Raw genomic sequence first — 24,927 nt, forward strand, 5'->3', positions numbered from 1 at the left:
GCGCTCACCGACATCCAGGCCGGCGCGGGCCCGCTCGCGGAGACCGGGCTGCTGGAGAACCACGGCCTGCTGCGCAACATCGAGCTGGACATCCTGCTCGACCAGGGGCGATACGAGGAGGCCGCGATCGTCCTGGACGATCCGCCGCCGGTGTGCGCGACCCATGCCGGGCTGCGGCACACCATGCGCGCCCGGCTGGCGCTCGGCCTGGGGGACCTGGTCGCGGCCCGCGACTGGGCGGACCGGGCGCTGGCGGAGGGGATCGCCGACGTGGCCCACCGCGCGCTGGCGGTGCGGGTGCTGATCCACGCCGCCGCCGGGGATCGTGAGGGCGGGCGGCGGGCCGCGGCCCGGCTGGACGAGGAGAGCGCCAACGGCACGCCCCGGGCCAGGATGGCCGCCGACCTGGCCATGGGCTGGGCCTTCGAGGACACCGACAGGGCCGGAGTCGCGCTGGAGCGGGCCAGAGCCGACGGGCTGCCGTTCGAGGAGGCCAGAGCCCGGCTCGTGCTGGGCACGATCGGCGACCACGCCCAGCTGACCCGCGCGCACACCGCCTTCAACGCGCTCGGCGCGATCCCGTGGCGGGACCGCGCCGCCCGCCTGATGCGCGGCGCGGGCCTGGCTCCCGCCGGAGCGCTGACTCCGACCGAACGGCGGGTGATCGAGCTGGTGGCGGGCGGCCTGAGCAACCCCCAGATCGCCGACGAGCTGCACTACAGCCGCAAAACCGTCGAGGTCTACCTGACCCGGGTCTACGCCAAAACCGGCTTCAAATCCCGGGTAGAACTGGCCTTAGCGGTGGAGCGAGGCGAGCTGTGACATGGCCGCGCCTCCGGCACGGCGAGCTCGGCCGCCCTCAGCCTGCGTCTTCCCTCGTCACTCCGGCCGCTCCGCGACCTGCGTTCCTCAGTCCAGACACAGGCGCGACTGTCTTCATTGCCGCGCCTCCGGCACGGCGGGCTCGGCCGCCCTCAGCCTGCGTCTTCCCTCGTCACTCCGGCCGCTCCGCGACCTGCGTTCCTCAGTCCAGACACAGGCGCGGCCGAGCTTTAGGGATCTCCCTACTGGGCCTGGCGGGCAGCCGGGCGACAGGATTCTCGCATGGGGATCCTGGAATATGCGGACAAGGTGTGGCGGGGCTCGGTGCAGGCCTACGAAGTGCCGCTCGCCGAGTTACGCGCCAGTGGCGCCCAGGAGGTCGCCGAAGGTGTGGCCATGTGGCCCGCGTTCGGCAACGTGTACGCCATCCGGGGGGAAGCCGGTCTAGCACTTTTCGACACAGGTAACGCGATGGACGCCCCGGCCATGCACCGGGCCGTGCGTTCCTGGTCGGCCGAGCCGGTCCGGTACGCGATTTTCTCGCACGGACACTTCGACCACGTGGGGGGAATGGAGTGTTTCGACGAGGAGGAGGGCTCCCGGCCAGTCGTCGTCGCACACGAGGGGGTGGCGAACAGGTTCGCCCGATATGCCAGGACCGCCGGGTACAACTCGGTGATCAATCAGCGGCAGTTCGGGTTCGCCCAGATGCACTGGCCGGCCACTCATCGCGTACCGGACCTGACCTACCAGGAGCGGCTGACCCTCTCGCTCGGCGACGTCACCTTCGAGCTGCGCCACGCGCGCGGCGAGACCGATGACGCCACCTGGGCGTTCGTTCCCGAGCACGGCATCCTGCTGACCGGCGACCTGTTCGTCTGGGTGACGCCCAGCGCCGGTAACCCGCAGCGGGTGCAGCGGTACCCCGACGAGTGGGCGGTGGCGCTGCGCACGATGGCGACCCTGGACGCGGAGCTGCTGCTGCCCGGCCACGGGCTGCCCATCTCCGGCTCCATCCGGGTCCGCCGCGCCCTGGTCGACACGGCCGACTACCTGGACAGCCTGGTCGAGCAGACCCTCGACCTGATGAACGCGGGCGCTCGCCTCGACGAGATCCTGCACACCGTCAAACCACCCCTGGAGCTGTCGCAGCGGCCGTACCTGCAGCCGTACTACGACGAGCCCGAGTTCATCGTGCGTAACATCTGGCGGCTTCACGGGGGCTGGCACGATGGCAACCCGGCCAACCTGAAACCCGCGCCAGACGCGGTTTTCGCCCGCGCCATCGCCGAACTGTCGGCGGGCGCGGGCACGGTGGCCGGGCGGGCGGTGGTCGCGGCGGCGGAGGGTGATCTCCGGCTCGCCTGCCAGCTCGCCGAACTGGCGGTCCAGGCCGAGCCGGACGACCACAAGATCCACGAAATCCGGGCCCGCGTCTACGCCCTCCGCGTCCAGGAGGAGCCCGGCGCGATGGCCCGCGGCGTCTACGCCTGGGCCGCCGCCGAATCCCGCAGCAAGGTCACCGGCAGCGACCTCCTCGACGTCTACCACGAGGTGACCGACGGCCGCATGTGGTGGATCCCCGCCGGCACCGCCGACCGAAACTGATCTCACCAGGGGAATCTGATTATCAGATAGACTTGGGTCATGCGTACGATGACCGCCACCGAGGCATCCCGCAACTTCTCCGACTTGCTGGACGCGATCGAGCGCGGGGAGACCGTCACGATCACCCGGGGCCATCACCCGGTCGCGGAGATCCGCCCGGCCAGCCGGCGCACAGGCGCGGATCTGCGTGCGGCCCTGGCCGACATTCCGCCGCCTGACGAGCGTTTCACCGAGGACATCGCGGCGGCGCTGGAGCTGGTCGTCACCGAGGAGGCGGACCCGTGGGCCGGCGCCTGATCCTGGACACCAATGTCCTGATCGCGTACGAACGCGGCACGATCGACCGAGCCGCGCTGGATTCCGACGAGCTCGCGGTGGCCGCAGTGTCGATCGCCGAATACCGGGTCGGGATCGAACTCGCTGACACGCCTCAGCGAACCGCCGACCGGTCCCGGGCCCTGGCGGCGATCACCTCGGTGGTGGACGTCCTCGACTACACCGAGACGACCGCGGCCATGCACGCGAGCTTGCTCGCGCACGTGCGCCGGTCGGGCACGCCGCGAGGCGCCCGTGACCTGATCATCGCGGCGCATGCTCTGCAATCCGGGCGCATGGTGATGAGTCGTGATTCAAAGGCCCGATTCGGAGATCTGCCGGGTGTTATCGCCGTGGAGCCCTAGTCGCCCCGATGGCGGCGAATCAGCTGCTCAAGCGCGTCGATCTCGGCCGCCAGCGCGGTACGCCCCGGCTTGGTGATCACGATCCACGTCTTCGGCCGGGTGCCGTCGTACCCCTTCTCCAGGGTGACCAGCCCGGCCTCCGCCAGCACGGCGAGATGCCGGTTGAGGTTCCCCCTGGTCAGTTCGAGCGCTTCACACAGGTAGGTGAACTCGACCCGGGACGCCTCGCTGGCGATGGTGAGGATGCCGAGCCGGTGGCGCTGGTGGACGGTGTCGTTCAGCTGTCCCGTTGGGTGGGTCATGCGGTCCTACGGGTCGTCAGTCCGCCGATGAGGAGAATCAGGGCGGGGAGCAGGACGGGGCTGCCCTGGATGAGACTGTAGGGCATGTCCTCGGCGGAGACGCCGAACAGGTGGAACAGGCGGTAGTACTGGTTCTCCATGTTGTAGACGACGGCGGGGATCGCCGCCGCCGTGTACAGCCCTGTGGTGATCCACAACCGGCGGCTGCGTTCGGCGCGGGCCAGCGCGATCAGGCCGAGGGCTATGGCCAGCAGGCCGAAGTTGCCGCGCACGAAGAACGGCCAGAGGAAGAAGAACACCGGGACCACGAGAATCCACAAGAGCGGGGCCGCTCCCGCGCCGGTCCAGACGAGTACGGATTTCCTGGCCGACGTCTGGATTCCGGAGCGGTCGCCGTGGCGGCGATACCACCAGATGGTCAGCACCGCGCCGATGATCAGTCCGGCCAGCCAGACCAGGTCGATCCATCCGCCCGGGAGGAACCGGGCGTAGTCGAGGAAGACGTAGAGCGGAGCGGTGGCCAGGGTGAAGGTCCCGAAGTACAGGAGCGGGAACCGGAAGGCGTGCCGGTCCGCGCGGGCGCGGTTTCGCAGGGCGTGCGCGTCACCGAGTAGCTGGCTGGCCTCACCAGCCGGGTCGTTGGCCATGTCCGGACCTCCTTCAATGTTTGTGATGCAAACATGTTTGCATCACAAACATCATTGAGGCAAGAACGTGGTCGAAATGAGATGTGGATCTCGATTTAACCATGCAAAGAGTCCGTTACGTCGTCCGTGTTTGGTCCTTGATCGGGCCTCACCTGCTCCTGGGCGAGCGACGGCGAGTTCCCGGGCGGCGGGTCCGGGGACGGCCGGGACGCCCTGAACTCCGCACAGGCCCTAGAACGGTCAGAACAGGACCGAGGTGAAGGTGTCCACCTCGCGGAAGCCGACCTTCTTGTAGGCGGCGCGGGCCGGGAGGTTGTAGTCGTTGACGTAGAGGGTGACGATCGGGGCGAAGTATTTGAGTGCCTGTTCGACGACGGTGGCCATGCCGGTGGCGGCGTGGCCGCGGCCCCGGTAGAGGGGGTCGACCCAGACGCCCTGGATCTGGCAGGCCTGGGGGGTCACGGCGCCGATCTCGGCTTTGAAGATGACCTGGCCGTCCTCGATGTGGGCGTAGGAGCGGCCGATTCTGATGAGTTCGGCGACGCGGGAGCGGTAGAGGGCGCCGCCGTCGCCGTTGTCGGGGGAGACGCCGACCTCCTCGGTGAACATAGCGACGCAGGCGGGGAGCAGGGTGCCGAACTCCTCGGGGCGGACGCGGCGGACCTCGGGGTCGGCGGTGACCAGGGGGGCCGAGGAGGTGGCCATCACGGGCTGGGCCCAGCGGATGGCTCTGGCCCGGCCCCAGTGGGGTTCCAGGCGCTCCCAGAGCAGCTCCACCGCGGCCGACGGGCCGACGATGGAGGAGCAGCGGCGGCCCTGCTTGCGGGCGCGGTCAGCGAAGGCGTGCACGGCCTCGCGGCCGGCGTTGACCGGGACCAGGTTGGCCCCGGCGTAACACAGGGAGGTCAGCCCGCCACGCGGGCCGAATCCCCACATCTGACCGCCGAGCCGGGCGGGGTTGAGACCGACGGCTCTGACCCGTGAGGCGACGAAGACGTTGGCGACCGGATCGGAATCGAGGAGCCCCAGCACCTCATCTCGATCGTTGTCGTCCAGCACGCGCGACGCCGAAGTGCGCAGCATCACGGGCCCAAGCCTACGCGACGACCTCGATTTTGGTAGTCACCCCGGAATCTGGGAGATATCCCCCAAGAGGATGCTCGCCAGTGACCCCCTCCCGCTCGACGCCGCCGCCATCATCGGGGTCAGCGGCCGGGGCGCCGGCAGCGTCGGGCAGGTCAGATCGGCCGCTCGACCGGCCTTCCGCTGCGGCGCCAGCACCCCTTCCCGGAGATAGGTGAGGACCTGCCGGTCGACACAGGCGTTGCCGCTGAGCGCGACCCCGTGGTTGCCCCCGGGTTCGGTCACCAGCCGCGCGGTCGGGAACGCCGCCCGCATGCTCAGCGCCCCCTCGTACGGCGTGGCCGCGTCCCGCTCCGCCTGGACGAGCAGCACCGGCGGCAGATCCTTCGTCCCGACCTTGACCGGTTTCACGCCCCGCTCGGGCCAGAACACGCAGGGCGCGTTGTAGACGGTGTTGGGCCAGGCCATGAAGGGCGCCTTGGCGTGCACCCGGGCGGCGTCGGCATGCCATTGGGCCCAGGTTTTGGGCCAGACCGCGTCCCGGCACTGCACGCCCAGATACACCGCGTAGCCGTTCTCGTCGGCGGCGTCGTTCTCCGCGTGCTTGTGGTAGGCCTCGACCAGGCCGGTCGTGTCACCGGAGCGGACGTATTCGGAGAAGAGCCGGCCCAGCTGCGGCCAGACGAGGTTGGTGTAGCCGCCCACCATGAAGATGTCGTCGAGCTCGCTGGGACCGACGATCCCCCCGGCCGGGCGGCTCCGCAGCCGCTGGCGCATCGCATACCAGGCGAACTCGGCGGCCTTGAGGGTGTTGCCGATCCGGTAGACGGAATCGTTGGCGGCCACCCAGGACAGGAAGTCGCGGTGCCGCCGGTCGAAGGCATAGTTCTGGGCGACGTTCGCCTGATACCAGACCTCCTCCGGGTCCACCACGCTGTCCAGCACCATGCGCCGCACGCGCTGCGGGAACAGGGTGGCGTAGACCGCGCCGAGATAGGTGCCATACGAGTAGCCCAGGTAGCTGATCTTCTCCTCGCCCAGGGCCTGGCGGATCACGTCCAGGTCGCGAGCGGTGTTCTCGGTGTTGAGATACGGCAGGAACCAGGACCACCGGTTGGCGCAGCCCGTGGCGAACTCCTCGGCGCGCCCGAGCAGCACGCTCTCCTCCGCGTGGCTCTGCGGCACGCTGTCGGCGCGCGGCGCCGCGTAGTAACGCTTGATGTCCACGCAGCTGAGCGCGGGCTTGCTGGCCCCGACCCCGCGCGGGTCGAAGCCGATCACGTCGTAGCGGGCGGCCAGGTCCTTCGGCAGCTTGGTGGCGACATACGCCGCCAGGGCGGTTCCGGACGCGCCGGGCCCGCCCGGGTTCACCAGCAGGACCCCCAGATGGTTGCCGTCCCTGGGCGCCGACCCCTTGATCCGGTTCACCGCGATCGTGATCTGCTGCCCGTACGGCTCCGCGGGGTCGAGCGGCACGCGGACCGAACCGCATTCAGCCCGGCTGGCGCCCCCGCAGGCCACCCAGGCGATCGACTGCGGGCGGGCCGACGCGCCCCCGGGCCCAAGGCCCCCGACCAGTCCGGTGCAGAGCACCGCAACCCCCGATACCGCCCCGACGACTCGCCTCACGCCAACTACTCCTCTGCTCAGACGGTACAGACCAGCTTCCCCTCCGTAACGGCTCGGCTACCATACGCACCCACTGATCGCTATCACTGTGTAGTCACAATGTTGCTCTGTGTAATCACATTCACCGTGTCCGAGATTCCCTAAGTGATGAATGTTTCAACGGGTTCACCAGCCAATATTCCCGTTGGGGGCGATCTTCGCGGGGGTGTCTGCGCACGTGATCCGGGGGCCGCGCCACGCCCCCGCCGGTCCTCGCGTGTCCGGTTTAGGCGGCCCGCAGAGCGCCGTCCTGTACGCCCCAGAAAATCACCCGCACCATCAAGGCACTGCAGGGGAGTCGGCGTCGCGGCCGGGGCCCGCAGCGAAGCCAGACGCCCGCTTTCTCAGGCTGGACTACGGCCATCCCCGCTATTCCCGGGCTGGCCGGAAGGGAACTCATGGTGAACTCGACAGGCAACGTGGCTCTGCGAGCCACGCTGGATCAAGGAAAGAGAATCAGGAGACGTCTGACCGTTTGGGCCGCCGCACTGCTCCTGGCGCTCGGGACTGGCCTCGTGGTCACCCCCACCCAGGCGACAGCGCACGGCGTCAGCATGTTCCCCGGCGCTCGTACGTTCCTGTGCTGGCAGGACGGGCTCCGTGAGAACGGGCAGATCCAGGCGTACAACCCGGCATGCGCCTCCGCCATCGCCGCCAACGGCACCACGCCGCTGTACAACTGGTTCGCCGTGCTCCGCTCCGACGCGGCCGGCCGGACCACCGGCTTCATTCCGGACGGTCAGATCTGCAGCGGCGGCACCGGTGGCCCGTACAACTTCTCCGGCTACAACGCCGCCAGGACCGACTGGCCGACGACGCACCTGACCTCGGGCGCCAGCTACCAGTTCCGGTACAGCAACTGGGCGGCCCACCCGGGCACCTTCCACCTGTACATCACCCGGAACGGCTGGAACGCGAACGGGCCGCTGGCCTGGTCCGACCTGGAGTCGTTCGGCAGCGTCACCAACCCGCCGCAGAACGGCGGCCCCGGCGCCCTGAACTACTACTTCTGGAACCAGCAGCTGCCCTCGGGCAAGAGCGGCCGGCACATCATCTACATCCAGTGGGTGCGCTCGGACAGCGCGGAGAACTTCTTCAGCTGCTCTGACGTCGTCTTCGACGGCGGCACCGGCCAGGTCACCGGCGTCGGCCCGAACCAGAGCTCGCCGTCCAACCCGGGCAGCCCCTCGCCAGGCAGCCCGTCCCCCGGTAGCCCCTCGCCGGGCAGCCCGTCCCCGGGCAACGGCGCGTGCACCGCGACCTACGCCAACAACGCGATCAACTGGCCGGGCCACTTCCAGGGCACGGTGACCGTCCGCAACAACAGCGCGACGACCCCGCTCAACGGGTGGACCGTGCGCTGGACCTTCAGCGGCGGCCAGACGTTCGAGGGCGCGCCATGGAACGGCACGGTGATCTCGAACCCGCCCAATGTCGGGGTCCGCAACGCCAGCTACAACGGCAATGTGGGGCCCAACTCGACGACCTCGTTCGGCTTCAACGGCGCGGGTAACGCGCCCAGCCCGGTTCCGACGCTGACCTGCACCAGCCCGTAACCGGATACGTCCTGGGGCCCGGCGCGCCGCGCCGGGCCCCTTCCGGCTGACATCCCGCCGCCCAGGTCAGGAGAACCCGATGCTCGACACCCCGGCATCCGAGCAGGTCAGCGAAGACCGCTCAGAAGAGGACCGCGCGCCGAGCGCGTCCCGCGAGCGCGTGCTGTGGACGATCGGAGCCACGCTCCTGGTCCTGGTGATGGTCGCCCTGTTCCTCCGCGGCGTGAGCTCCTCCTCCGGCCCGGGCGGCCGCTCGGCCGACGGCCTGCCGCAACAGCGGCCCTCCCCCGTGTACACCCTCTCGGACGCGTTGCGAGCGCAGCTCGCCATCGAGGTGACCACGATCCTGGAGAAGTCCTCCCCCGCCCAGCACCATGCCCACGGCCACGACTTCGGCGACGAATACGAGAAGCAGGAGCTCCGCGTCGTCTGCGCGGTCGATCCCTTCGGCGTCGAACCGGTCACCGCCACCACGCGCGAGGAAGTGAAGACCGTCTACGCCCAGCACATGTGCGCGGTCGACGAATTCGGCGACCCCTGGGCCAAGTCGATCCGGGTCGCCGGACCGCTCGCGGTCACCCTCGACAAGAAGGAGCCCGTCATCGAGGTCCCCCTGTCCGGCGAGGGCTACCCCGAGCACGTCCGCGAGCTGATCCCGCCCTATTTCCTGGAATCCGCCTTCAGCAACTACTTCGACCCGGACACCCTGGAAAAGGCCCGCGAACGCTTCGAGAACGGGCAGAACCCGCCGCCGGTCGCGATCAGCTGACCACGACCTGGGGACCGGGATCGTCGTCATCGTCCAGGTCCACGTCAACGCCCATCTCCTCGGCGAGGCGGAGCGCCTCTTCGATCAGGGTTTCGACGATCTGGGATTCCGGGACGGTCTTGATGACCTGGCCCTTGACGAAGATCTGGCCCTTGCCGTTGCCGGAGGCCACGCCCAGGTCGGCCTCGCGGGCTTCGCCGGGGCCGTTCACCACGCAGCCCATGACGGCGACCCGGAGGGGGACCTTGAGGCCGTCGAGACCGGCGTGCACCTGCTCGGCCAGCGTGTAGACGTCCACCTGGGCGCGCCCGCAGGACGGGCAGGAGACGATCTCCAGGCCGCGTTTACGCAGGTTGAGCGACTCCAGGATCTGGATGCCGACCTTGATCTCCTCGACCGGCGGCGCGGACAGCGAGACCCGGATGGTGTCCCCGATGCCGTCGGCGAGCAGCGAGCCGAAGGCCACCGCGGACTTGATCGTCCCCTGGAAGGCCGGACCCGCCTCGGTCACGCCCAGGTGCAGCGGGTAGTCGCACTGCTCGGCCAGCAGCCGGTACGCCTTGATCATGACCACCGGGTCGTTGTGCTTGACCGAGATCTTGATATCCCGGAAATCGTGCTCCTCGAACAGGGAGCACTCCCACAGCGCCGACTCGACCAGCGCCTCCGGGGTGGCCTTGCCGTACTTCTGCAGCAGCCGGGGGTCGAGCGAACCCGCGTTGACACCGATCCGGATCGGCACGCCGTGATCCTTGGCCGCCCGCGCGATCTCGCCCACCTTGTCATCGAATTTCTTGATATTTCCAGGATTGACCCGGACGGCCGCGCACCCCGCCTCGATGGCGGCGAAGACGTACTTGGGCTGGAAGTGGATGTCCGCGATCACCGGGATCTGCGACTTCCTGGCGATCATGGGCAGCGCGTCCGCGTCGTCCTGGGACGGCACCGCGACCCGGACGATCTGGCAACCGGACGCCGTGAGCTCCGCGATCTGCTGCAGGGTCGCGTTCACGTCCGAGGTCAGCGTGGTGGTCATGGACTGCACGGAAACCGGGGCGTCCCCACCCACCGGCACCGAGCCGACGTGGATCTTCCGCGACACCCGCCGCGTGGCGATCGGCTTCATCGGTATTGACGGAATCCCGAGATCAACAGACATTTCTGCACCTTGCGCTCATGGCCACGTTCCCCGACAGCCCAAGTCTAGGCAGTGCCAGGAACACGCCAACCCATGCGCCCACCAGTCACTCCAGCTTCATGTGACGTTACGCGGTGAGTTCCCTGGCCCGGGCGCGCGCCCACTCGTCCGCGCCGAGCACCTCCTCCAGCGATTCCGCCTGACCGGGGATGTGCTCGCCGACCACCCGGGCGACCGTGTCCACGATGCCGAGGAACGGCAGGGCGCCCTTGAGGAAGGCGTCCACGCAGACCTCGTTGGCGGCGTTGTAGACGGCGGGGGCCGTGCCGCCCTGCTCGCCGACGTAGCGGGCCAGCGCCACGGAGGGGAAGGCCCGGTCGTCGAGGGGTTCGAAGGTCCAGGTGTGCGCCCGGGTCCAGTCGACCGGCGCGGACACCTCAGGGAGCCGGTCGGGATGGCCCAGAGCCAGGGCGATCGGCAGGCGCATGTCGGGTGGGCTGGCCTGGGCGACGGTGGAGCCGTCCACGAACTCGACCATGGAGTGGATCATCGACTGCGGGTGCACGACCACCTCGATGCGGTCGAACGGGATGTCGAACAGCAGGTGCGACTCGATCACCTCCAGGCCCTTGTTGACCAAGGTGGCCGAATTGATGGTGATCACCGGCCCCATCGACCAGGTGGGGTGGTTCAGCGCCATCTCCGGGGTGACGCCCTCCAGGTCCGCCCGGGTCCGCCCGCGGAACGGGCCGCCGCTGGCGGTCACCACCAGCCGCCGCACCACCCGGAGATCGGTTCCGGACGGACCGGACGCCCACAGGCACTGGGCCAGCGCGGAGTGCTCGGAGTCCACCGGGAGCAGCTGGCCGGGCTTGGCCAGCCGCTTGACCAGCGGGCCTCCGATGATCAGCGATTCCTTGTTGGCCAGCGCCAGCACCCGCCCGGCCTCCAGCGCCGCCAGCGTGGAGGTCAGCCCGAGCGCCCCGGTGATCCCGTTGAGCACGATGTCGCACGGCCACGCGGCCACCTCGGCGACCCCTTCTGGCCCGGCCAGCACGACCGGATCTGCCCCGCGCGCGGCCAGCGCCCGTTTCAGTGCCGGTACGGCACGCGGATCGGCCACCGCCACCGCCGCGACCCTGAACTCGGCCGCCTGCCGGGCCAGCAGATCCACCCGCCCGCCCCCGGCGGCCAGCGCGGCCACCTCGAACCGGTTGCGGGCGATGACATCGAGCGCCTGAGTGCCGATCGAGCCGGTCGAGCCGAGCAGGACGACCGACCGCGGCGTTTCGGAATCCATCCGCCCATTCTCGTGCACGCACCCGGAGCCCCAACACGGCTGGGCTCCCAGAGCGGCCAAGCCCGCCGATCCGGAGGATCGGCCATAAGCACTGAGGTCTATGAGAAATCAGTACTTCTGTGTCCGAGTCCCGCCATATCCGTATCTGCATACGAAGAGAAATAGCGGTACAGCCCTCGCTAATTTCGCGCGTCAGGACATCCATCACGGAGGTACGCAATGCACCGCTCGGCGCGTCGCCACTTCGCCCGCCTGGCTCCTCTTCTCACCCTGCCCGCCCTCTTTTCGCCCGCCCTCGCCGTTGCACTGCTGCCCGCCGCCCCCGCCCACAGCGCGACGGCCGCGCCCAAGCCGATCACCTACGACGCCGCCGACACCAAGACGGAGCAGCGCTCGGTGGCCTCCTACTGGACCGCGGCGCGGATGGCGGCGGCCAAGCCGCTGGACGCGCCCGCCGAATCCGCCCGCCGGTTCGTCAGCTCCGCCCAGTTAGACGTGCCCGACGGCAAGCCCCTCAGCGTCAAGCCCACGATGACCCTCACGGCGGAGGCCGCCGCGGCCTCGCCGCGCAGCACCGGCGAGCCGTGGACCTCGGAGGGCGCGATCACCGACACGGTCGGCCGGATCTTCTTCACCGTCACCTCGGGATCCAGCGCCGGCCGCAACGCCTCCTGCTCCGGCAACGCCGTGACCAGCGCCAACCGGAGCGTGGTGATCACCGCCGGGCACTGCGTGAAGATCGGCGGCTCATTCCACAGCAACTGGGTCTTCGTGCCCGGCTACGACCAGGGCAACCGCCCGCACGGCACCTGGGTGGCCACCAGCCTGCTCACCACCCCGCAGTGGAACTCCCGCGAGGACATGAACTTCGACCTGGGCGCCGCCGTGGTCGCCCCCCTCGACGGGCGGCTGCTCACCGAGGCGGTCGGCGGGCAGGGCATCGCGTTCAACCAGAGCCGGGGCCGGCAGATGTACGCCTTCGGGTATCCGGCGGCTTCGCCGTACAACGGGTCGAGGCTGATCTACTGCAGCGGGCGGGCCTTCGACGACTTCCTGATGTCGGAAGATGTCGGGCTCAACTGTGACATGACCGGCGGGTCCAGCGGCGGGCCCTGGCTCATCAACTTCAATGAGAGCACCGGGCTCGGGCTGCTCAACTCGGTGAACAGCTTCAAGTACAACTTCGCGAACTACTGGATGTTCGGGCCCTACTTCGGGGGCGAGGCGCAGGCTCTCTACAACGCCGCGCAGCGCACCTCTCTCACATGATTTACCTAAAGTAGCCACTGGAACACGTTTCGTGGTCCAAACTCGGATGCCATGACCCCGAGCATCCCCCTGCTTGCCGTTACGCTCGCCCTGTTCGGGCCGTCCGGACCGGCCAAGCTGCCCGACGTGATCGAGCACACGGCGGCCGTGGCTCCCGTCCGCTACTGGACCGCGGAGCGCATGGCCGCCGCGCTGCCGATCGACCTGCTGCCGGTGCTCAGCCAGGTGGCCCCTGCCGCGCGACACCAGCGGGGCGGGGCGGCCACCAGCGGGGCGCGGTGGAGCGCCGGGGGCGCGGTGGCCAGGACCACGGGACGGGTGTTCCTGACCATGGACGGCGTGGACTTCGTCTGCTCGGCCGGGTCGGTGCGGGGGGCGAACAAGGACCTGGTGGTCACCGCCGGACATTGCGTCAAGGACGGCACCGGGTCGTGGGCGGCGAACTGGATGTTCGTCCCGGGGTACGACGCCGGGCGGGAGCCCTACGGGTCGTTTCCGGCGCGGCGGATGTTCGTGGCCGGGCCCTGGTCGCGCAGCGCCGACGACAGCTACGACGTCGGCATGGTGGCGGTGGCGCCCCGGGGCGGAAAGCACCTGGCGGACGTGGTGGGCGCCCAGGAGATCGGGTTCAACGCGCCGCGCGGCAGGCACGCCTACGGCTTCGGGTTCCCGGCCGATCCGCCGTACAACGGGGAGAGCCTGATGTACTGCGCGGGCGGCACCAAACCCGACCCGAACGAGCAGACCTACGACCAAGGGCTGCGCTGCGACCTCACGGCGGGGGCCAGCGGCGGCCCGTGGCTGTCCGGTTTCGACCAGGCCACCGGGAAGGGCACGGTGACCTCGGTGAGCAGCTTCAAGTACAGCAACGACCGGGGCACCATGTACGGCCCGTATTTCGGCAGCGCCATCAAGACCCTGCACCAGACGGCGGAACGCGCATAGGGCTCGGGACCCGCCGTGCCGGAGGCGCGGCCATAAACACAGCTACAGCTCGTAGGCGTGGCCGCTGTGGTCCTCTTCCATGCTCTCGGCGGCGGTGCGGACGATCTGCGGATCCGGCGTGCCGACGACCTGCTTGTCCTTGTCGTCATAGTCGAACAGCGACAGCACGTGGCGCATCGCCTCAAGCCTGGCGCGCTTCTTGTCGTTGCTCTTGATCACCGTCCACGGCGCGATGTCCGTGCTGGTGTTGAGGAAGACGTCCTCCTTGGCCGCGGTGTAGTCGTCCCAGCGGTCCAGGGAGGCGATGTCCATCGGGGAGAGTTTCCAGCGGCGGACCGGATCGACCTGCCGGATGATGAAGCGGGTGCGCTGCTCGGAGCGGGACACCGAGAACCAGAACTTGATCAGTGAGACGCCGTCCCTGACCAGCATGCGCTCGAACAGCGGCGCCTGGAACATGAACTCCTCGTACTCGGCCTGGGTGCAGAAGCCCATCACCCGCTCGACTCCGGCCCGGTTGTACCAGGAGCGGTCGAAGAGCACGATCTCCCCGGCGGCCGGGAGGTGGGCGGTGTAGCGCTGGAAGTACCACTGGGTGCTCTCGCGCTCGCTGGGCTTCTCCAGCGCGACCACGGTGGCGCCACGCGGGTTGAGGTGCTCCATGAACCGTTTGATGGTGCCGCCTTTGCCGGCCGCGTCCCGCCCCTCGAAGAGGATCACGACCCGCGCCCCGGAGCGCTTGATCCAGTACTGGAGCTTCAGCAGCTCGATCTGGAGCAGGCGTTTGTCGCGCTCGTACCGGGGGCGGTCCATGCGCTCGTCGTACGGGTAATGCTCGCGCCAGGTGTCGACCGGTCGCCCGTCCGCCCGGACCAGAACCGGGTCGTCGTCATCGTCGTCGTCGACCCAGAGCCCAGGCGTGTGGACGAGCAGATCTACCACATCGTCCTGTTTCGGGGTCATGTGACCAGGATTGCACATCCCGGTAAACATCTCGGATCAGAGGGATAGTCCTGTGATGACCATGACCTTTTCATAAGTCAAATCAGCCATGGCCGAGCGCAGACCCTCGCGCCCGACGCCGGATTCCTTCACCCCGCCGTACGGCATCTGGTCGGCCCGGTACGACGGCACGTCGCCGATGATCACCCCGCCCACCTCCAGCTCCCGGTTGGCCCGGAAGGCGGTGTCGAGGCTGCGGGTGAACACCCCGGCCTGCAGGCCGTAGCGGGAGTCGTTGACGGTGGCGAAGGCCTCGTCCACGCCGGACACCCGTTGGATCACCAGGACCGGGCCGAAGACCTCCTCGGCGATGACCTTGGCGCCGGCCGGCACGTCGGCCAGCACGGTGGGGGCGACGGTGGCGCCGTCCCTGGTGCCGCCCGCGAGCACCTTGGCGCCGGCGTCCACGGCCTCGGCCACCCAGGCTTCCACCCGCTCGGCGGCCTGCACCGAGACCAGCGGCCCCACCTGGGTCTTCTCGTCCTCGGGGTCGCCGGTGACCAGCCCGCCGACGGCGGCGACCAGCTTGTCGGTGAACGCGTCGGCGACCGCGTCCTCGACGATCACGCGCTGCACGGCGATGCAGCTCTGCCCGGCCTGGTAGTTGGAGAACAGCGCGACCCGCCCGGCCGCCCAGTTCAGGTCGGCGTCGGCCAGCACGACCGCGGCCGCGTTGCCGCCGAGTTCGAGCGTGACGTGCTTGCGCGGCACCCGGTCGATGATCGCGTAGCCGACCGGCCCGGAGCCGGTGAACGAGACGACGGGCAGGCGCGGGTCCTCCACCAGCGACCCGGCGCGGTCGTTGGGCACCGGCAGGATCGAGAACATGCCCTCCGGCAGGTCGGTCTCGGCCAGGATCTCGCCCAGCAGCAGGGCCGAGAGCGGGGTCGCGGGCGCGGGCTTCACGATGACCGGCGCGCCGACCGCGATGGCCGGGGCGACCTTGTGCGCGACCAGGTTGAGCGGGAAGTTGAACGGCGTGATCGCCAGCACCGGGCCGTATGGCACGCGCGTGACATAGGCCAGGCGCCCCTGCGCGGCCGGTTCGGTGTCGAGCCGCTGCACGTCCCCGCTGAACCTGCGGGTCTCCTCGGCGGCGAACCGGAACGTGGCCACGGCCCGGCCGACCTCGCCGCGCGCCCAGAAGATCGGCTTGCCGTTCTCGCCGCTGATCACGCGGGCGATCTCGTCGGCCCGCTCCGCGATCCGCCGCGACACGTGCGCCAGCGCCTCGGCCCGCACGTGCAGCGGCAGCGCCGCCGCCTGCTTGCGCACCGCATGCGCCGCGGCCACTGCCTCCTCCACCTGATCCGGCGTGGGTACGGCATGCACCCCCACCACCCGCCCGTCATGCGAGTTGGTGACGATCAGTTCGGTCTCGCCGGTCGCGGGACGGCCGGCCAGCCAGAAGGGGCGAAGGGGATTTCCCGGGGTTCCCGAAGCTCCCGTCGAGATAGTCATACATTCACGCTATGCCCATCCGCCCGGACGCTCCTTACTCCGGGCCGCACAATCTCCTGTCCAAGACGCGCCACGCTGGACAACTTCCGATGTTTCAGATTGATGTCACGGATGCGCAGCAATTTCAGGATGTTTTCCGTTGCGAGGCGGTTTGAAGGGTTCGTGGCGTGGTTAAGTCAAGACGCGGGTCCATGCGAGGGCCCACTCGACGAGAAGGGCTCGTGGCTCATGGGTACCCCGGCGCCGCTCGGTCTTCAAGGTGCCTACGCCCTCGGCCAGCGCAGCGGATACGACGAGCTTCGCACCCGGCTTCTCGACGTGGCCAGCGAGCTGCTGATGGCGTCGGGACCGGAAAGCCTCACCGTCCGGCGGATCGCCGCCGAGGCGGGCTGCGCGACGACCGTGATCTACACCATGTTCGGCAGCAAGGAAGGCCTCGCCGAGGCGCTCTACCTGGAGGGCTTCGAGCGGTTCCGGCGGCGGCTGGCGGCGGTCACGCCCCGGCCGGATCCGTACGAGTATCTGGTCGCGCTGCAGCCGATCTACCGGGAGGCGGCGCTGGCCGAGCCCGGCTACTACAGCCTCATGTTCGAGCGGGCGATCCCGGGCTTCGTCCCCAGCGAGCGGGCCAGGACGCTGGCCAGGGCGGCGCTGAACATCATCGACCGGGTGATCGCGGACTGCATCTCGGCCGGGTATATGACGCCGACGCAGCCCCGCAAGGTGGCGGACGCGCTGTGGGCGGCGGCGCAGGGCGCCATCAGTCTGGAACGTGCCGGGCACCTGTCCGACAGCAGCACCTACGACGCTGTCACGGCCGCGACGATCAGCCACTTCCTCATCCGCCGGGGTTGAACGTCAGGGCGATCCAGAGTTCGGCGCGGGTGGCCGGGTCGTCCAGGTCCCGGCCCAGCAGCTCGCCGACCCGGCGCATCCGGTAGCGCAGCGTGTGGCGGTGCACGCCGAGGCGTTGCGCCGCCGCGTCCCAGTGGCCGTTGCTGGCCAGGTACGCGTGGAGCGAGCTGACCAGGTCGGCGCGGGAGCCGTACGCGTGCAGGGGGGCGAGCAGGGCGGCGGCGAAGGCGCGGGCGGCCTCCGGGTCGACCAGGGACAGCAGCCCCTGCCCGGCCAGTTCCGCGAATCTGGCCACGGGATTGGCCGTGACGAGCGCTTGTTCTGCCTGGTCGATGGCCGTGCTCAGATCCTTGGGGTCGCTGACGGGGTTGCTCGCGCCGACCCGGCCGCGGGCGGCGGCGAGGGCGATCAGGTCCTCGGCTTCGGCGGCCGGGGCCAGGGCGATCGTGATCTCTCCGTAGGGCGCGGTGAAGCACGGCAGGCAGGCGACCACCGCGTCGGGGTCGGGGGTGTCGCAGGCGAGCATGACCAGCGGGCCGGACGGGAGTTCCGCGCCGAGTTCGGCGACTGTCTCGGTCGCGCCCTGGACTTCGCCCGCCAGCAGGAGGCGCAGGACGGCGGCGCGGACGCGACGGCCGCCCTCCTTTGGACCGCTCCCCTGTTCCAGGCCGAGTGTCAGCAGGGAGGCCGCGGCGTTGATGATGGTGTGCCCGATGGCGGAGAACGGCCGGGCCGAGCCGACGGCGAAGGAGCCGCGCCGGCCCAGGGGCTGGACGACCACGTGCTCGTCGGGGGCGGCGAGGGCGAGGCTCGACGGCGCTCCGGCGGCGCGCAGCCGGGCGACCTCGGGCGCCAGCGCGGCAGCCCTCTTGGCGGCCAGTTCCGCGGCCCCGTCCTTCTTCCCGCCGGGCTCCCCCGCCGCATGCCGGATATTTCCGGCTTCGTCGAGGAGGAGCACCCAGCCGCCGATCTCGCGGGCCAGGCGGTCGACGACCGCGTCCATGCCCTCCGGCTGGAGCGCCGCCCGGGTCAGCCGGCCTTGCGCGGCGAAAGCGCCTCGGATCTCCTCATATCGCTCGGCCGCGAGCAGGTCGCTGACCGCTTTGCCGACGGCGATGAACGGCGTGGCGCGGGGCACCTCCACCAGCGGCAGCCCGGCCTCCTCGGCCGCCCGCACGAACCCGGCGGGCACCTCGTCGTGCGTCAGCCCGACCCCGAACCCGAGCCCGGCCACCCCCCGCGTGACCAGCCGCGACACGTAAAGCTTCGCGTCGTCCGAGGTCAGCCGCATGCCCGTGGTCAGCACGAGCTCGTCGCCTTCGAGGAACGGCGTCGGGTCCTCCAGCTCGCTGACCGCGACCCAGCGCACCGGCCGATCCAGCGCGCCCCCACCCGCGAGCAGCCGCAAGCGCAGCGCCTCCAGCGCCGCCACCCTGCGCAAACTCGGCGCCATGCGGGATCAACCTCCGTGCTTATGGCCGATCCTCCGGATCGGCGGGCTTGGCCGCCTTCAGCCTGTGTCTTCCCTCGTCTCTCCGGCCGCTTCGCGACCTGCGTTCCTCAGTCCAGACACAGGCGCGGCCAAGCCTTGTGCATTCCGGCCAAGCCGGGTGTGCCAATTGTTCCATGGCGGAGCATCGGCAGGCGGGAGCGGGAGCCGTACCGTCGAAAGCATGAGCACCACAGCTGAAGGCGGCCCTGGACTCGCGCAGGAGCGCCGCCTCATCACCGAGATCCCCGGGCCGCGCTCGCGCGAGCTGTTCGCCCGCAAGCGGGCGGCCGTGCCGCCGGGCATCGGCACCACCCTGCCGATCTTCGTGACCCAGGCGGGCGGCGGTGTCGTGGTGGACGCGGACGGCAACTCGCTGATCGACTTCGGTTCCGGCATCGCGGTGACCAGCGTCGGCAACGCGGCGCCGCGGGTGGTGGATCGGGTCCGGAGGCAGGTGGGCGAGTTCACCCATACGTGCTTCATGGTCACGCCGTACGAGTCGTACGTGGACGTCTGCGAGAAGCTCAACGCGCTCACGCCCGGGGACCACGAGAAGCGCACGTTCCTGGTGAACAGCGGCGCGGAGGCCGTGGAGAACGCGGTCAAGGTGGCCAGGAGCGCCACCGGGCGGCAGGCGGTGGTCGGGTTCGATCACGGGTATCACGGGCGCACGCTGCTGACGATGACGCTGACCGCCAAGAACATGCCGTACAAGCAGGGGTTCGGGCCGTTCGCGCCGGAGGTGTACCGGGTGCCGCTGGCGTACCCGTTCCGGTGGCCGACCGGGCCGGAGAACTGCGCGGAGGAGGCGGCCGCGCAGGCCATCGACATGATCAGCAAGCAGGTGGGCGCGGAGAACGTGGCCGCCGTGGTGATCGAGCCGATCGCGGGCGAGGGCGGGTTCATCGTGCCGGCGCGCGGGTTCCTGCCCAGGATCCTGGAGTTCTGCAAGGCCAACGGGATCGTGTTCATCGCGGATGAGGTGCAGACCGGCTTCGCCCGTACGGGTGCGTTGTTCGCCTGTGAGGACGAGGGGATCGTTCCGGACATCATCACGACGGCGAAGGGCATCGCCGGGGGCCTGCCGCTGGCGGCGGTGACCGGGCGCGCCGAGCTGCTGGACGCGGTGCACGTGGGCGGGCTCGGCGGCACCTACGGCGGCAACCCGCTGGCCTGCGAGGCGGCGCTCGGCGTGCTGGAGACGATCGAGGCGGACGGGCTGGTCGCGAAGGCCGCCAGGATCGGCGAGATCATGCTGCCCCGGCTGCGCGGGCTCCAGGAGCGGTTCGCGATCATCGGCGATGTCCGGGGACGGGGGGCGATGACCGCGATCGAGCTGGTCGTGCCCGGCACCAAGGAGCCGCACCCGACCGCCGCGGGCGAGATCGCCAAGCGGTGCCACGCGGAAGGCCTGGTCGTGCTGACCGCGGGGACTTATGGGAATGTATTGCGCTTTCTCCCGCCGCTGGTGATGCCCGAGCACCTGCTTGAGGAAGGGCTCACCATCCTCGAAAAGGCGGTCTCCGAACTCTGAGAATCCGCACGAGGGCACCCGGCTTGCGGTCGGGTGCCCCTTTTGTTATTCCGCGTTCCCTTCATTTAACCGCCCCTTGACATCGCGCTAGTCGATCACGCGCGGTAACCGCGTTATAACGGTTCCGGTATGCGACCGAAGGGATGGCCGAATGGACCGGAAAGCGGGCGGATCATCATGTTGACCTTCGACCCCGTCGGCCTGACCGCGGTTCAACGTGACGGCGACGCCTGCGTGGTCTGCCACAAGAAGTGGCCCCGGCCGCGCGTGCTGGTGGGCCGGCTGCCCGACTCCGCGCCCGTGCACGCCTGCGACGACTGCGCCGAAGCGCTGCTGCCGCCGCACGAGGGCACGGTTCCCAACCCGCGCCACCTGCGCGCGTTCTCCTGACGCCCTACTGGTCCCGCATGCTCCACGGCGACCCGTACGCGGTGAGCAGCTCCAGGAACGGCACCGAATCGAACGCCTCAGGCCCCAGGACCCCGGTGCCGCGCCAGACGCCGGTCGCCACCAGCTCCAGCGCCACCACCGGATGCACAGCCGTCTGCCAGACGACGGCCTGGCAGCCGTACTCCCGCATCGACCAGGCGTTGTCGACCACGTGGTACAGGTACACCTCGCGCGGCGCGCCGTCCTTGCCGACGCCCTTCACCCAGGTGCCCGCGCAGGTCTTGCCTGTCATCCGGGAGCCCAGCGTGGACGGATCGGGCAGGCTGGCCGCCACCACGTCGCGCGGCGAGACCTGGACGCCCTTCACGGTGAGCGTGTCGGCCGAGTCCAGGCCGAGCTTGCGCAGCGTCTTGAGCACCTCGATGAACTCGTTGCCGAGGCCGTACTTGAAGGTGACGCGCTTGGCGTCCACCCAGCGCGGGACCAGCAGCACCTCCTCGTGCTCGACGTTCACGCACTCCACCGGGCCGATGCCGTCGGGGAAGTCGAAGACCTCGGGCTCGCTGAACGGCTCGGTGGTGTGCCAGTCGCCGTCCTCCCAGACGATGGGCGGGTTGAGGCACTCCTCGATGGTGGTCCAGATCGAGAACGTGGGGGCGAAGTCGTACCCGTCGACGGTGAGGTTCCCGCCGTCGCGGATGCCGATCTCGTCGATGCTCTGGAACAGGTGATCGGCCGCGTACCGGGCGAACACGTCGGCCAGGCCGGGCTCCACGCCCATCCCGACCAGCGCCAGCCGGTCCTTGGCCCGCCACTGGTCGGCCAGCGCGAACTGCTCGTCCCCGAGCTTCACCCCCGGCAGCTCGTACGGCCTGGCGGGGTGTTTCACCGAAAGCGACATGGCCATGTCCAGGTAGTGCGCCCCCGCGGTCAGGGCGGCCCGGAACAGCGGCATGTCGAAGCGCGGGTCGACGGCGTTGAAGAGCACATCGCACCGGTGATCGCGCAGCGCGGCCGCCACCGCGTCGGCGTCCGAGGCGTCGAGCGCGATCGCGCTGAACCGCGGGTCTCCCGCCCTGTCGACCACGGCGGCCGCCCGGTCCTTCTCGTAATCGGCGACGACGATGTGCTCGAAGAAGTCACGGCGAGCGGCGATGGGCACCACAGCGGAGCCCACACCACCTGCGCCGACAAGCAGGATACGCATGCGGGAGACGGTATCAGTTGACTGACTGACCATTCAACAAAGGAACCAGTTTCGACTGGTCGTTCAATCAACGAAATCCGTAGCCAGGGATGTGGCCAGACATGCCGCGGGGCGTTCCGAGGTCGGGGGGAGCACTCGAAACGCCCCTGTTGGCAAGCGCCTCCCCGCGGGGGACGGGCGCGCTCGCGGTCCTGAGAGAGCCTCGCTCTTCGGACAGCCGTATCTATGGCCATGCTTCCGGCACGGCGGGCTTAGTCGCTGAGGAGCCAAGCCGCGTTGAGGATCGCGCGGCTAGTCCACCAACTGCTTCCAGCGGTCGACCCACTGCGCGTAGTCAGTGCATTCCCCGTCCCGGCCCTGGCAATCCTTTGCCGGGTAATCGGCAAAGGAAACCCCCTTGAACGCCCGCGACGTGCCAACCCCATAGAGGCCGCAGATGCGCTCGGCCCGCTCCCGCACCGCGGGATCCACATCCTTGGGCGCCGCCTCGCACACCTCGGCGTTGGCCGGGGCCATGCCGGTCCAGGCGACCGCCTTACGCTGGACCTCCACCGAGGTCACCCAGTTCAGCCACAGGTAGGCGCATTCCGGATGCGCGGCTTCCGCCGACACCTGCCACGAATCCACCTGCCCGGTGACCCGCTGCTCCGCGACCGCCCTGACCGGCTTCCCGGCCCGCTCCAGCGCATCCAGCAGGTACGGCGTGCCCTGCCCGAACCGCGCCGACCCCACCGCGAACCCGGTGACCACCTCCAGCGGATCCCGCCAGTACACGCGCTCCGCCTCCTTCTCCAGCAGCCCCACCGCGTCATCGAGCTGCTCGGCGGTCAACGCGAACGGATCCTCGGCCCCCTGCCGGAGCGCCGCGTCCGCGATGCTCAACGGCGTATCCCTGACGAACACCGGACCTGCGTCCGCGTACATCGCCTCGGCGTCCCGCGGCTTCACCTTGTCGCTGTCGTAAAGCAGGACGTTCTTATCCCACAGATATGGCACACCGTGCCCGCCCGCCGCCTCACGCAGCCGTTTGGGGATGTCCTGGTACCCCTCCACCCGATCGGTATCGATCTCGACCACCCGCTTCTCGGCGACCAAACGCCCGGCCAGGTCGGGCGGGGCCGCGATCACGTCGAAGGCGTCAGGATCGAGGGTCTCGCTCTGGTCGACGGCCGGGTCGTAGGCGAACGGCAGGTAGTTGACCTTGCACCCGCTGGCCGCCTCGAACGCGCCAACCCAGTTGACCTGCGGATCGGTGCCACCCCACTCCACGTGCCCACGCGGCGCAAGCACGACGAGCGCACCTTCACCAGTGCCGGCGGGACTCGGACTGGGACTGGGGCTTGGGGTGGGCGATGGGGAGGAGGACGCGGGCGAGGGACTGGCGGCTTTGGGCGATTTGCTCAACATGGGCGATGCGCTCTCCCGCACGCCTCCCTCAACGCCCGCCACCGCTGAGCCCGGCAACGCTAAGCCCGGCAACGCTAAGCCCGGCAATGCTGACTTCACCGCCCCGGAGCCTGCCGCCGCGGAGCCCGGCAGCGCCGAGCCTGCCACAGCATGGCCGCAGCCCATGGTGAGCAGCACCGATGCGACGGCCAGCGCGACGACCATCGGGCGTGCGATCCGCACGTCTCCCCTCCCTGAGCTTGACGCCCCGAGCCTACTCGGCACACCTGGGGCCCAAGAACCGAGCGGCGGATTGTCGGAGGCCCTGCGTACAGTCATGGGCATGACCGCCCAGCTCCCCCCGCCTTCGCTCGCCCTCGGCCAGGAACCCGGCTCCTCCGACCGCAAGGCGATGGCCGTCCTCGTGCTGGCCTGCATGGGCCAGTTCGTGGGGGTTCTGGACGCGTCGATTGTGAATGTGGCGCTTCCCGCCATGGGCACCGAGCTGAACCTCACCCCGACCGGTCTGCAGTGGGTCATCAACGCCTACATGCTGGCGTTCGCCGGTCTGCTGCTGCTCGGCGGCCGGGCCTCCGACATCTACGGGGAGCGACGGGTCTTCGTCGTGGGCGCGTCCCTGTTCACGCTGGCCAGCCTGCTGGGCGGGATCGCCACCACGCCCACCCAGCTGATCGTCGCCAGAGCTGTCCAGGGTCTGGGCGCGGCCGTCCTCGCGCCGACCACGCTGACCATCCTGACGACCACGTTCCCCAAAGGCCCGCGCCAGACGAAGGCGATCGCCAGCTGGACCGCCGTCGGCGCGGCGGGCGGTGCGGCCGGAGGCACGCTGGGAGGAGTGCTCACCGAGTACCTGTCCTGGCGCTGGACCCTGCTGATCAACGTCCCGATCGGCATCGCGCTGGTGATCACCGCGCTGATCGTGATCAGCCGCTCGCACTACGGGCAGGGGCGGCGCCTGGACGTGCTCGGCACGATCCTGGTCACCGCCGGACTCACCGCACTCGCATACGGCACGGTGCAGACGCACGAGCACGGCTGGGTGTCGGCCGAGGTTCTGGTGCCGCTGGGAGCGGGCGTGCTGAGTTTGGCGGCCTTCCTGCTGGTGCAGTCGCGCGCGACCCAGCCCTTGGTACCGCTCGGCCTGCTGCGGAACCGCCTGGTAGCCGGAAGCAGCCTGGCCATGTTCCTGATGGGCACGATCTTCCTGTCCATGTGGTACTTCCTGTCCCTGCACATGCAGGACGACCTGGACTACACCCCCCTGCAGGCCGGCATCGGCTTCCTCCCCCACGCCCTGACGATGATCGTCGCCTCCCGCGCCGCTCCCTGGTTCTTACGCCGCATGGGAAACCGCACACTGATCGTCGCCGGGGCGCTGGTCGGCCTGGCAGGCATGGTCTGGCAGGCCCAGATGGCCGACGGCTACATCACCGGCATCCTGATCCCAGGCTTCCTGATGTGCGCGGGCGCAAGCGTCTCATATACCCCGATCGCTCTCATCGGCACAGCCGGAATCGACCGCTCCAACTCCGGCCTGGTCTCCGGCCTGCTCACCGCCTCCCGCACGGTCGGCGGCTCCCTCGGCCTCGCAGCCCTGGCCACAGTGGCCGCCACCCAGGCGACCCCGGCCCAGGGTTCAAGCGCCGCATTCCTGGTGGGCGCAGGCTTGATGGCAATCACCGTCGCCGTAGTACTCCTCATCCTCCCCCGCGGAGCCGGCCACTCCCCGGCCCCCGAACCAGGGCGGTGACCATCACACGGCGGTAGAGTGCGCCCGCGTTCCGGCCGTGGC

The 24,927-nt window shown here is 69.7% G+C and carries 23 protein-coding genes; 12 read left to right on the forward strand and 11 right to left on the reverse strand.

All coding sequences use genetic code 11. The features are described 5' to 3' along the window. Positions 1 to 606 precede the first annotated feature (606 nt). From ABGB08_RS00760 to ABGB08_RS00775, 4 genes are all read left to right on the forward strand, one after another. Positions 607 to 822, forward strand: a complete 216-nt coding sequence (locus ABGB08_RS00760; RefSeq protein ID WP_281356342.1) for a helix-turn-helix transcriptional regulator — start codon at positions 607 to 609, stop codon at positions 820 to 822. A gap of 282 nt (positions 823 to 1,104) precedes the next feature. Further along, the gene (locus tag ABGB08_RS00765) at positions 1,105 to 2,430 is read left to right on the forward strand and encodes an alkyl sulfatase dimerization domain-containing protein (protein ID WP_347584481.1); all 1,326 of its coding nucleotides are present in this window, start codon (positions 1,105 to 1,107) and stop codon (positions 2,428 to 2,430) included. Between the two features lie 39 nt (positions 2,431 to 2,469). Then, the gene (locus ABGB08_RS00770; RefSeq protein WP_155356988.1) at positions 2,470 to 2,727 is read left to right on the forward strand and encodes a type II toxin-antitoxin system prevent-host-death family antitoxin; all 258 of its coding nucleotides are present in this window, start codon (positions 2,470 to 2,472) and stop codon (positions 2,725 to 2,727) included. Next, the gene (locus ABGB08_RS00775) at positions 2,712 to 3,110 is read left to right on the forward strand and encodes a PIN domain-containing protein (protein WP_347584484.1); all 399 of its coding nucleotides are present in this window, start codon (positions 2,712 to 2,714) and stop codon (positions 3,108 to 3,110) included. Before ABGB08_RS00770 ends, ABGB08_RS00775 begins: the two co-directional genes overlap by 16 nt. On the opposite strand, the gene ABGB08_RS00780 is transcribed toward ABGB08_RS00775, so the two are convergent. The 4 genes from ABGB08_RS00780 to ABGB08_RS00795 all read right to left on the reverse strand — a co-directional run bounded on the left by ABGB08_RS00780 (position 3,107) and on the right by ABGB08_RS00795 (position 6,771). Next, complete coding sequence (locus ABGB08_RS00780; RefSeq protein ID WP_347584486.1) at positions 3,107 to 3,412, reverse strand: transcriptional regulator; 306 nt, start codon at positions 3,410 to 3,412, stop codon at positions 3,107 to 3,109. The two genes, ABGB08_RS00775 and ABGB08_RS00780, sit on opposite strands and share 4 nt — an antisense overlap. Then, positions 3,409 to 4,059, reverse strand: a complete 651-nt coding sequence (locus ABGB08_RS00785; protein WP_347584488.1) for a hypothetical protein — start codon at positions 4,057 to 4,059, stop codon at positions 3,409 to 3,411. The genes ABGB08_RS00780 and ABGB08_RS00785 overlap by 4 nt, the downstream gene beginning before the upstream one ends. Before the next feature lie 240 nt (positions 4,060 to 4,299). Beyond that, the gene (locus tag ABGB08_RS00790) at positions 4,300 to 5,142 is read right to left on the reverse strand and encodes a GNAT family N-acetyltransferase (RefSeq protein WP_155357055.1); all 843 of its coding nucleotides are present in this window, start codon (positions 5,140 to 5,142) and stop codon (positions 4,300 to 4,302) included. Between the two features lie 39 nt (positions 5,143 to 5,181). Beyond that, positions 5,182 to 6,771, reverse strand: coding sequence for an alpha/beta hydrolase (locus ABGB08_RS00795; protein WP_347584490.1), 1,590 nt, complete (start codon positions 6,769 to 6,771; stop codon positions 5,182 to 5,184). A gap of 437 nt (positions 6,772 to 7,208) precedes the next feature. Between ABGB08_RS00795 and ABGB08_RS00800 the strand changes: the two genes are divergently transcribed. Both ABGB08_RS00800 and ABGB08_RS00805 read left to right on the forward strand, forming a co-directional pair. Then, positions 7,209 to 8,366 (forward strand): lytic polysaccharide monooxygenase, encoded by a 1,158-nt coding sequence (locus ABGB08_RS00800; RefSeq protein ID WP_347584492.1) that lies wholly within the window; start codon positions 7,209 to 7,211, stop codon positions 8,364 to 8,366. 79 nt (positions 8,367 to 8,445) lie between these two features. Beyond that, positions 8,446 to 9,135, forward strand: coding sequence for a hypothetical protein (locus tag ABGB08_RS00805; protein ID WP_347584494.1), 690 nt, complete (start codon positions 8,446 to 8,448; stop codon positions 9,133 to 9,135). On the opposite strand, the gene ispG is transcribed toward ABGB08_RS00805, so the two are convergent. Together ispG and dxr are read right to left on the reverse strand one after the other, a co-directional pair. Further along, positions 9,128 to 10,294, reverse strand: coding sequence for a flavodoxin-dependent (E)-4-hydroxy-3-methylbut-2-enyl-diphosphate synthase (gene ispG, locus ABGB08_RS00810; protein ID WP_347584496.1), 1,167 nt, complete (start codon positions 10,292 to 10,294; stop codon positions 9,128 to 9,130). The two genes, ABGB08_RS00805 and ispG, sit on opposite strands and share 8 nt — an antisense overlap. A 106-nt stretch (positions 10,295 to 10,400) precedes the next feature. After that, positions 10,401 to 11,573, reverse strand: coding sequence for a 1-deoxy-D-xylulose-5-phosphate reductoisomerase (dxr, locus tag ABGB08_RS00815; RefSeq protein WP_347584498.1), 1,173 nt, complete (start codon positions 11,571 to 11,573; stop codon positions 10,401 to 10,403). 219 nt (positions 11,574 to 11,792) lie between these two features. On the opposite strand from dxr, the gene ABGB08_RS00820 reads away from it, so the two are divergent. Beyond that, positions 11,793 to 12,842: a peptidase gene (locus tag ABGB08_RS00820; protein WP_218041281.1), complete on the forward strand. Its 1,050-nt coding sequence runs from the start codon at positions 11,793 to 11,795 to the stop codon at positions 12,840 to 12,842. A gap of 51 nt (positions 12,843 to 12,893) precedes the next feature. Further along, a complete protein-coding gene (locus tag ABGB08_RS00825) occupies positions 12,894 to 13,787 on the forward strand; it encodes a hypothetical protein (protein WP_347584504.1) in 894 nt (297 codons plus the stop codon). Between the two features lie 42 nt (positions 13,788 to 13,829). Here ABGB08_RS00825 and ppk2 read toward each other — a convergent pair whose 3' ends face one another. Beyond that, positions 13,830 to 14,750, reverse strand: a complete 921-nt coding sequence (gene ppk2, locus ABGB08_RS00830) for a polyphosphate kinase 2 (protein WP_155356981.1) — start codon at positions 14,748 to 14,750, stop codon at positions 13,830 to 13,832. Positions 14,751 to 14,786: 36 nt separating this feature from the next. Continuing rightward, complete coding sequence (locus ABGB08_RS00835; RefSeq protein WP_347584517.1) at positions 14,787 to 16,250, reverse strand: aldehyde dehydrogenase family protein; 1,464 nt, start codon at positions 16,248 to 16,250, stop codon at positions 14,787 to 14,789. Positions 16,251 to 16,478: 228 nt separating this feature from the next. Here ABGB08_RS00835 and ABGB08_RS00840 point away from each other — a divergent pair, with 228 nt between their 5' ends. Continuing rightward, positions 16,479 to 17,105 carry a TetR/AcrR family transcriptional regulator gene (locus ABGB08_RS00840; protein WP_155356980.1) on the forward strand — a complete coding sequence of 209 codons (627 nt, stop codon included), beginning with the start codon at positions 16,479 to 16,481 and terminating at the stop codon, positions 17,103 to 17,105. Here the strand turns inward: ABGB08_RS00840 and ABGB08_RS00845 are convergent. Continuing rightward, the gene (locus tag ABGB08_RS00845) at positions 17,089 to 18,558 is read right to left on the reverse strand and encodes a PucR family transcriptional regulator (RefSeq protein WP_347584531.1); all 1,470 of its coding nucleotides are present in this window, start codon (positions 18,556 to 18,558) and stop codon (positions 17,089 to 17,091) included. The genes ABGB08_RS00840 and ABGB08_RS00845 overlap by 17 nt on opposite strands. Before the next feature lie 220 nt (positions 18,559 to 18,778). Here ABGB08_RS00845 and gabT point away from each other — a divergent pair, with 220 nt between their 5' ends. Next, positions 18,779 to 20,131, forward strand: coding sequence for a 4-aminobutyrate--2-oxoglutarate transaminase (gabT, locus tag ABGB08_RS00850; RefSeq protein WP_347584551.1), 1,353 nt, complete (start codon positions 18,779 to 18,781; stop codon positions 20,129 to 20,131). Positions 20,132 to 20,308: 177 nt separating this feature from the next. Further along, on the forward strand, positions 20,309 to 20,521 hold the full coding sequence (locus tag ABGB08_RS00855) for a hypothetical protein (protein ID WP_155347677.1): 213 nt from the start codon (positions 20,309 to 20,311) through the stop codon (positions 20,519 to 20,521). Between the two features lie 4 nt (positions 20,522 to 20,525). Here ABGB08_RS00855 and ABGB08_RS00860 read toward each other — a convergent pair whose 3' ends face one another. Next, positions 20,526 to 21,728, reverse strand: a complete 1,203-nt coding sequence (locus ABGB08_RS00860) for a saccharopine dehydrogenase C-terminal domain-containing protein (RefSeq protein WP_347584563.1) — start codon at positions 21,726 to 21,728, stop codon at positions 20,526 to 20,528. A gap of 291 nt (positions 21,729 to 22,019) precedes the next feature. Further along, the gene (locus tag ABGB08_RS00865) at positions 22,020 to 23,018 is read right to left on the reverse strand and encodes an extracellular solute-binding protein (protein WP_347584570.1); all 999 of its coding nucleotides are present in this window, start codon (positions 23,016 to 23,018) and stop codon (positions 22,020 to 22,022) included. 439 nt (positions 23,019 to 23,457) lie between these two features. Between ABGB08_RS00865 and ABGB08_RS00870 the strand changes: the two genes are divergently transcribed. Next, a complete protein-coding gene (locus ABGB08_RS00870) occupies positions 23,458 to 24,885 on the forward strand; it encodes a DHA2 family efflux MFS transporter permease subunit (protein ID WP_347584587.1) in 1,428 nt (475 codons plus the stop codon). Positions 24,886 to 24,927: the final 42 nt, after the last annotated feature.

The organism is Acrocarpospora sp. B8E8 (assembly GCF_039871605.1).
Lineage (GTDB): Bacteria > Actinomycetota > Actinomycetes > Streptosporangiales > Streptosporangiaceae > Acrocarpospora > Acrocarpospora macrocephala.

Coding starts and splice junctions, on each gene's coding strand:
- ABGB08_RS00760 (WP_281356342.1), top strand. CDS start 607: ATGCGCGGCGCGGGCCTGGCTCCCGCCGGAGCGCTGACTCCGACCGAA.
- ABGB08_RS00765 (WP_347584481.1), top strand. CDS start 1,105: ATGGGGATCCTGGAATATGCGGACAAGGTGTGGCGGGGCTCGGTGCAG.
- ABGB08_RS00770 (WP_155356988.1), top strand. CDS start 2,470: ATGCGTACGATGACCGCCACCGAGGCATCCCGCAACTTCTCCGACTTG.
- ABGB08_RS00780 (WP_347584486.1), bottom strand. CDS start 3,412: ATGACCCACCCAACGGGACAGCTGAACGACACCGTCCACCAGCGCCAC.
- ABGB08_RS00785 (WP_347584488.1), bottom strand. CDS start 4,059: ATGGCCAACGACCCGGCTGGTGAGGCCAGCCAGCTACTCGGTGACGCG.
- ABGB08_RS00790 (WP_155357055.1), bottom strand. CDS start 5,142: ATGCTGCGCACTTCGGCGTCGCGCGTGCTGGACGACAACGATCGAGAT.
- ABGB08_RS00800 (WP_347584492.1), top strand. CDS start 7,209: ATGGTGAACTCGACAGGCAACGTGGCTCTGCGAGCCACGCTGGATCAA.
- ABGB08_RS00805 (WP_347584494.1), top strand. CDS start 8,446: ATGCTCGACACCCCGGCATCCGAGCAGGTCAGCGAAGACCGCTCAGAA.
- ispG (WP_347584496.1), bottom strand. CDS start 10,294: ATGTCTGTTGATCTCGGGATTCCGTCAATACCGATGAAGCCGATCGCC.
- dxr (WP_347584498.1), bottom strand. CDS start 11,573: ATGGATTCCGAAACGCCGCGGTCGGTCGTCCTGCTCGGCTCGACCGGC.
- ABGB08_RS00820 (WP_218041281.1), top strand. CDS start 11,793: ATGCACCGCTCGGCGCGTCGCCACTTCGCCCGCCTGGCTCCTCTTCTC.
- ABGB08_RS00825 (WP_347584504.1), top strand. CDS start 12,894: ATGACCCCGAGCATCCCCCTGCTTGCCGTTACGCTCGCCCTGTTCGGG.
- ppk2 (WP_155356981.1), bottom strand. CDS start 14,750: ATGACCCCGAAACAGGACGATGTGGTAGATCTGCTCGTCCACACGCCT.
- ABGB08_RS00835 (WP_347584517.1), bottom strand. CDS start 16,250: ATGACTATCTCGACGGGAGCTTCGGGAACCCCGGGAAATCCCCTTCGC.
- ABGB08_RS00840 (WP_155356980.1), top strand. CDS start 16,479: ATGGGTACCCCGGCGCCGCTCGGTCTTCAAGGTGCCTACGCCCTCGGC.
- ABGB08_RS00845 (WP_347584531.1), bottom strand. CDS start 18,558: ATGGCGCCGAGTTTGCGCAGGGTGGCGGCGCTGGAGGCGCTGCGCTTG.
- gabT (WP_347584551.1), top strand. CDS start 18,779: ATGAGCACCACAGCTGAAGGCGGCCCTGGACTCGCGCAGGAGCGCCGC.
- ABGB08_RS00855 (WP_155347677.1), top strand. CDS start 20,309: ATGTTGACCTTCGACCCCGTCGGCCTGACCGCGGTTCAACGTGACGGC.
- ABGB08_RS00860 (WP_347584563.1), bottom strand. CDS start 21,728: ATGCGTATCCTGCTTGTCGGCGCAGGTGGTGTGGGCTCCGCTGTGGTG.
- ABGB08_RS00870 (WP_347584587.1), top strand. CDS start 23,458: ATGACCGCCCAGCTCCCCCCGCCTTCGCTCGCCCTCGGCCAGGAACCC.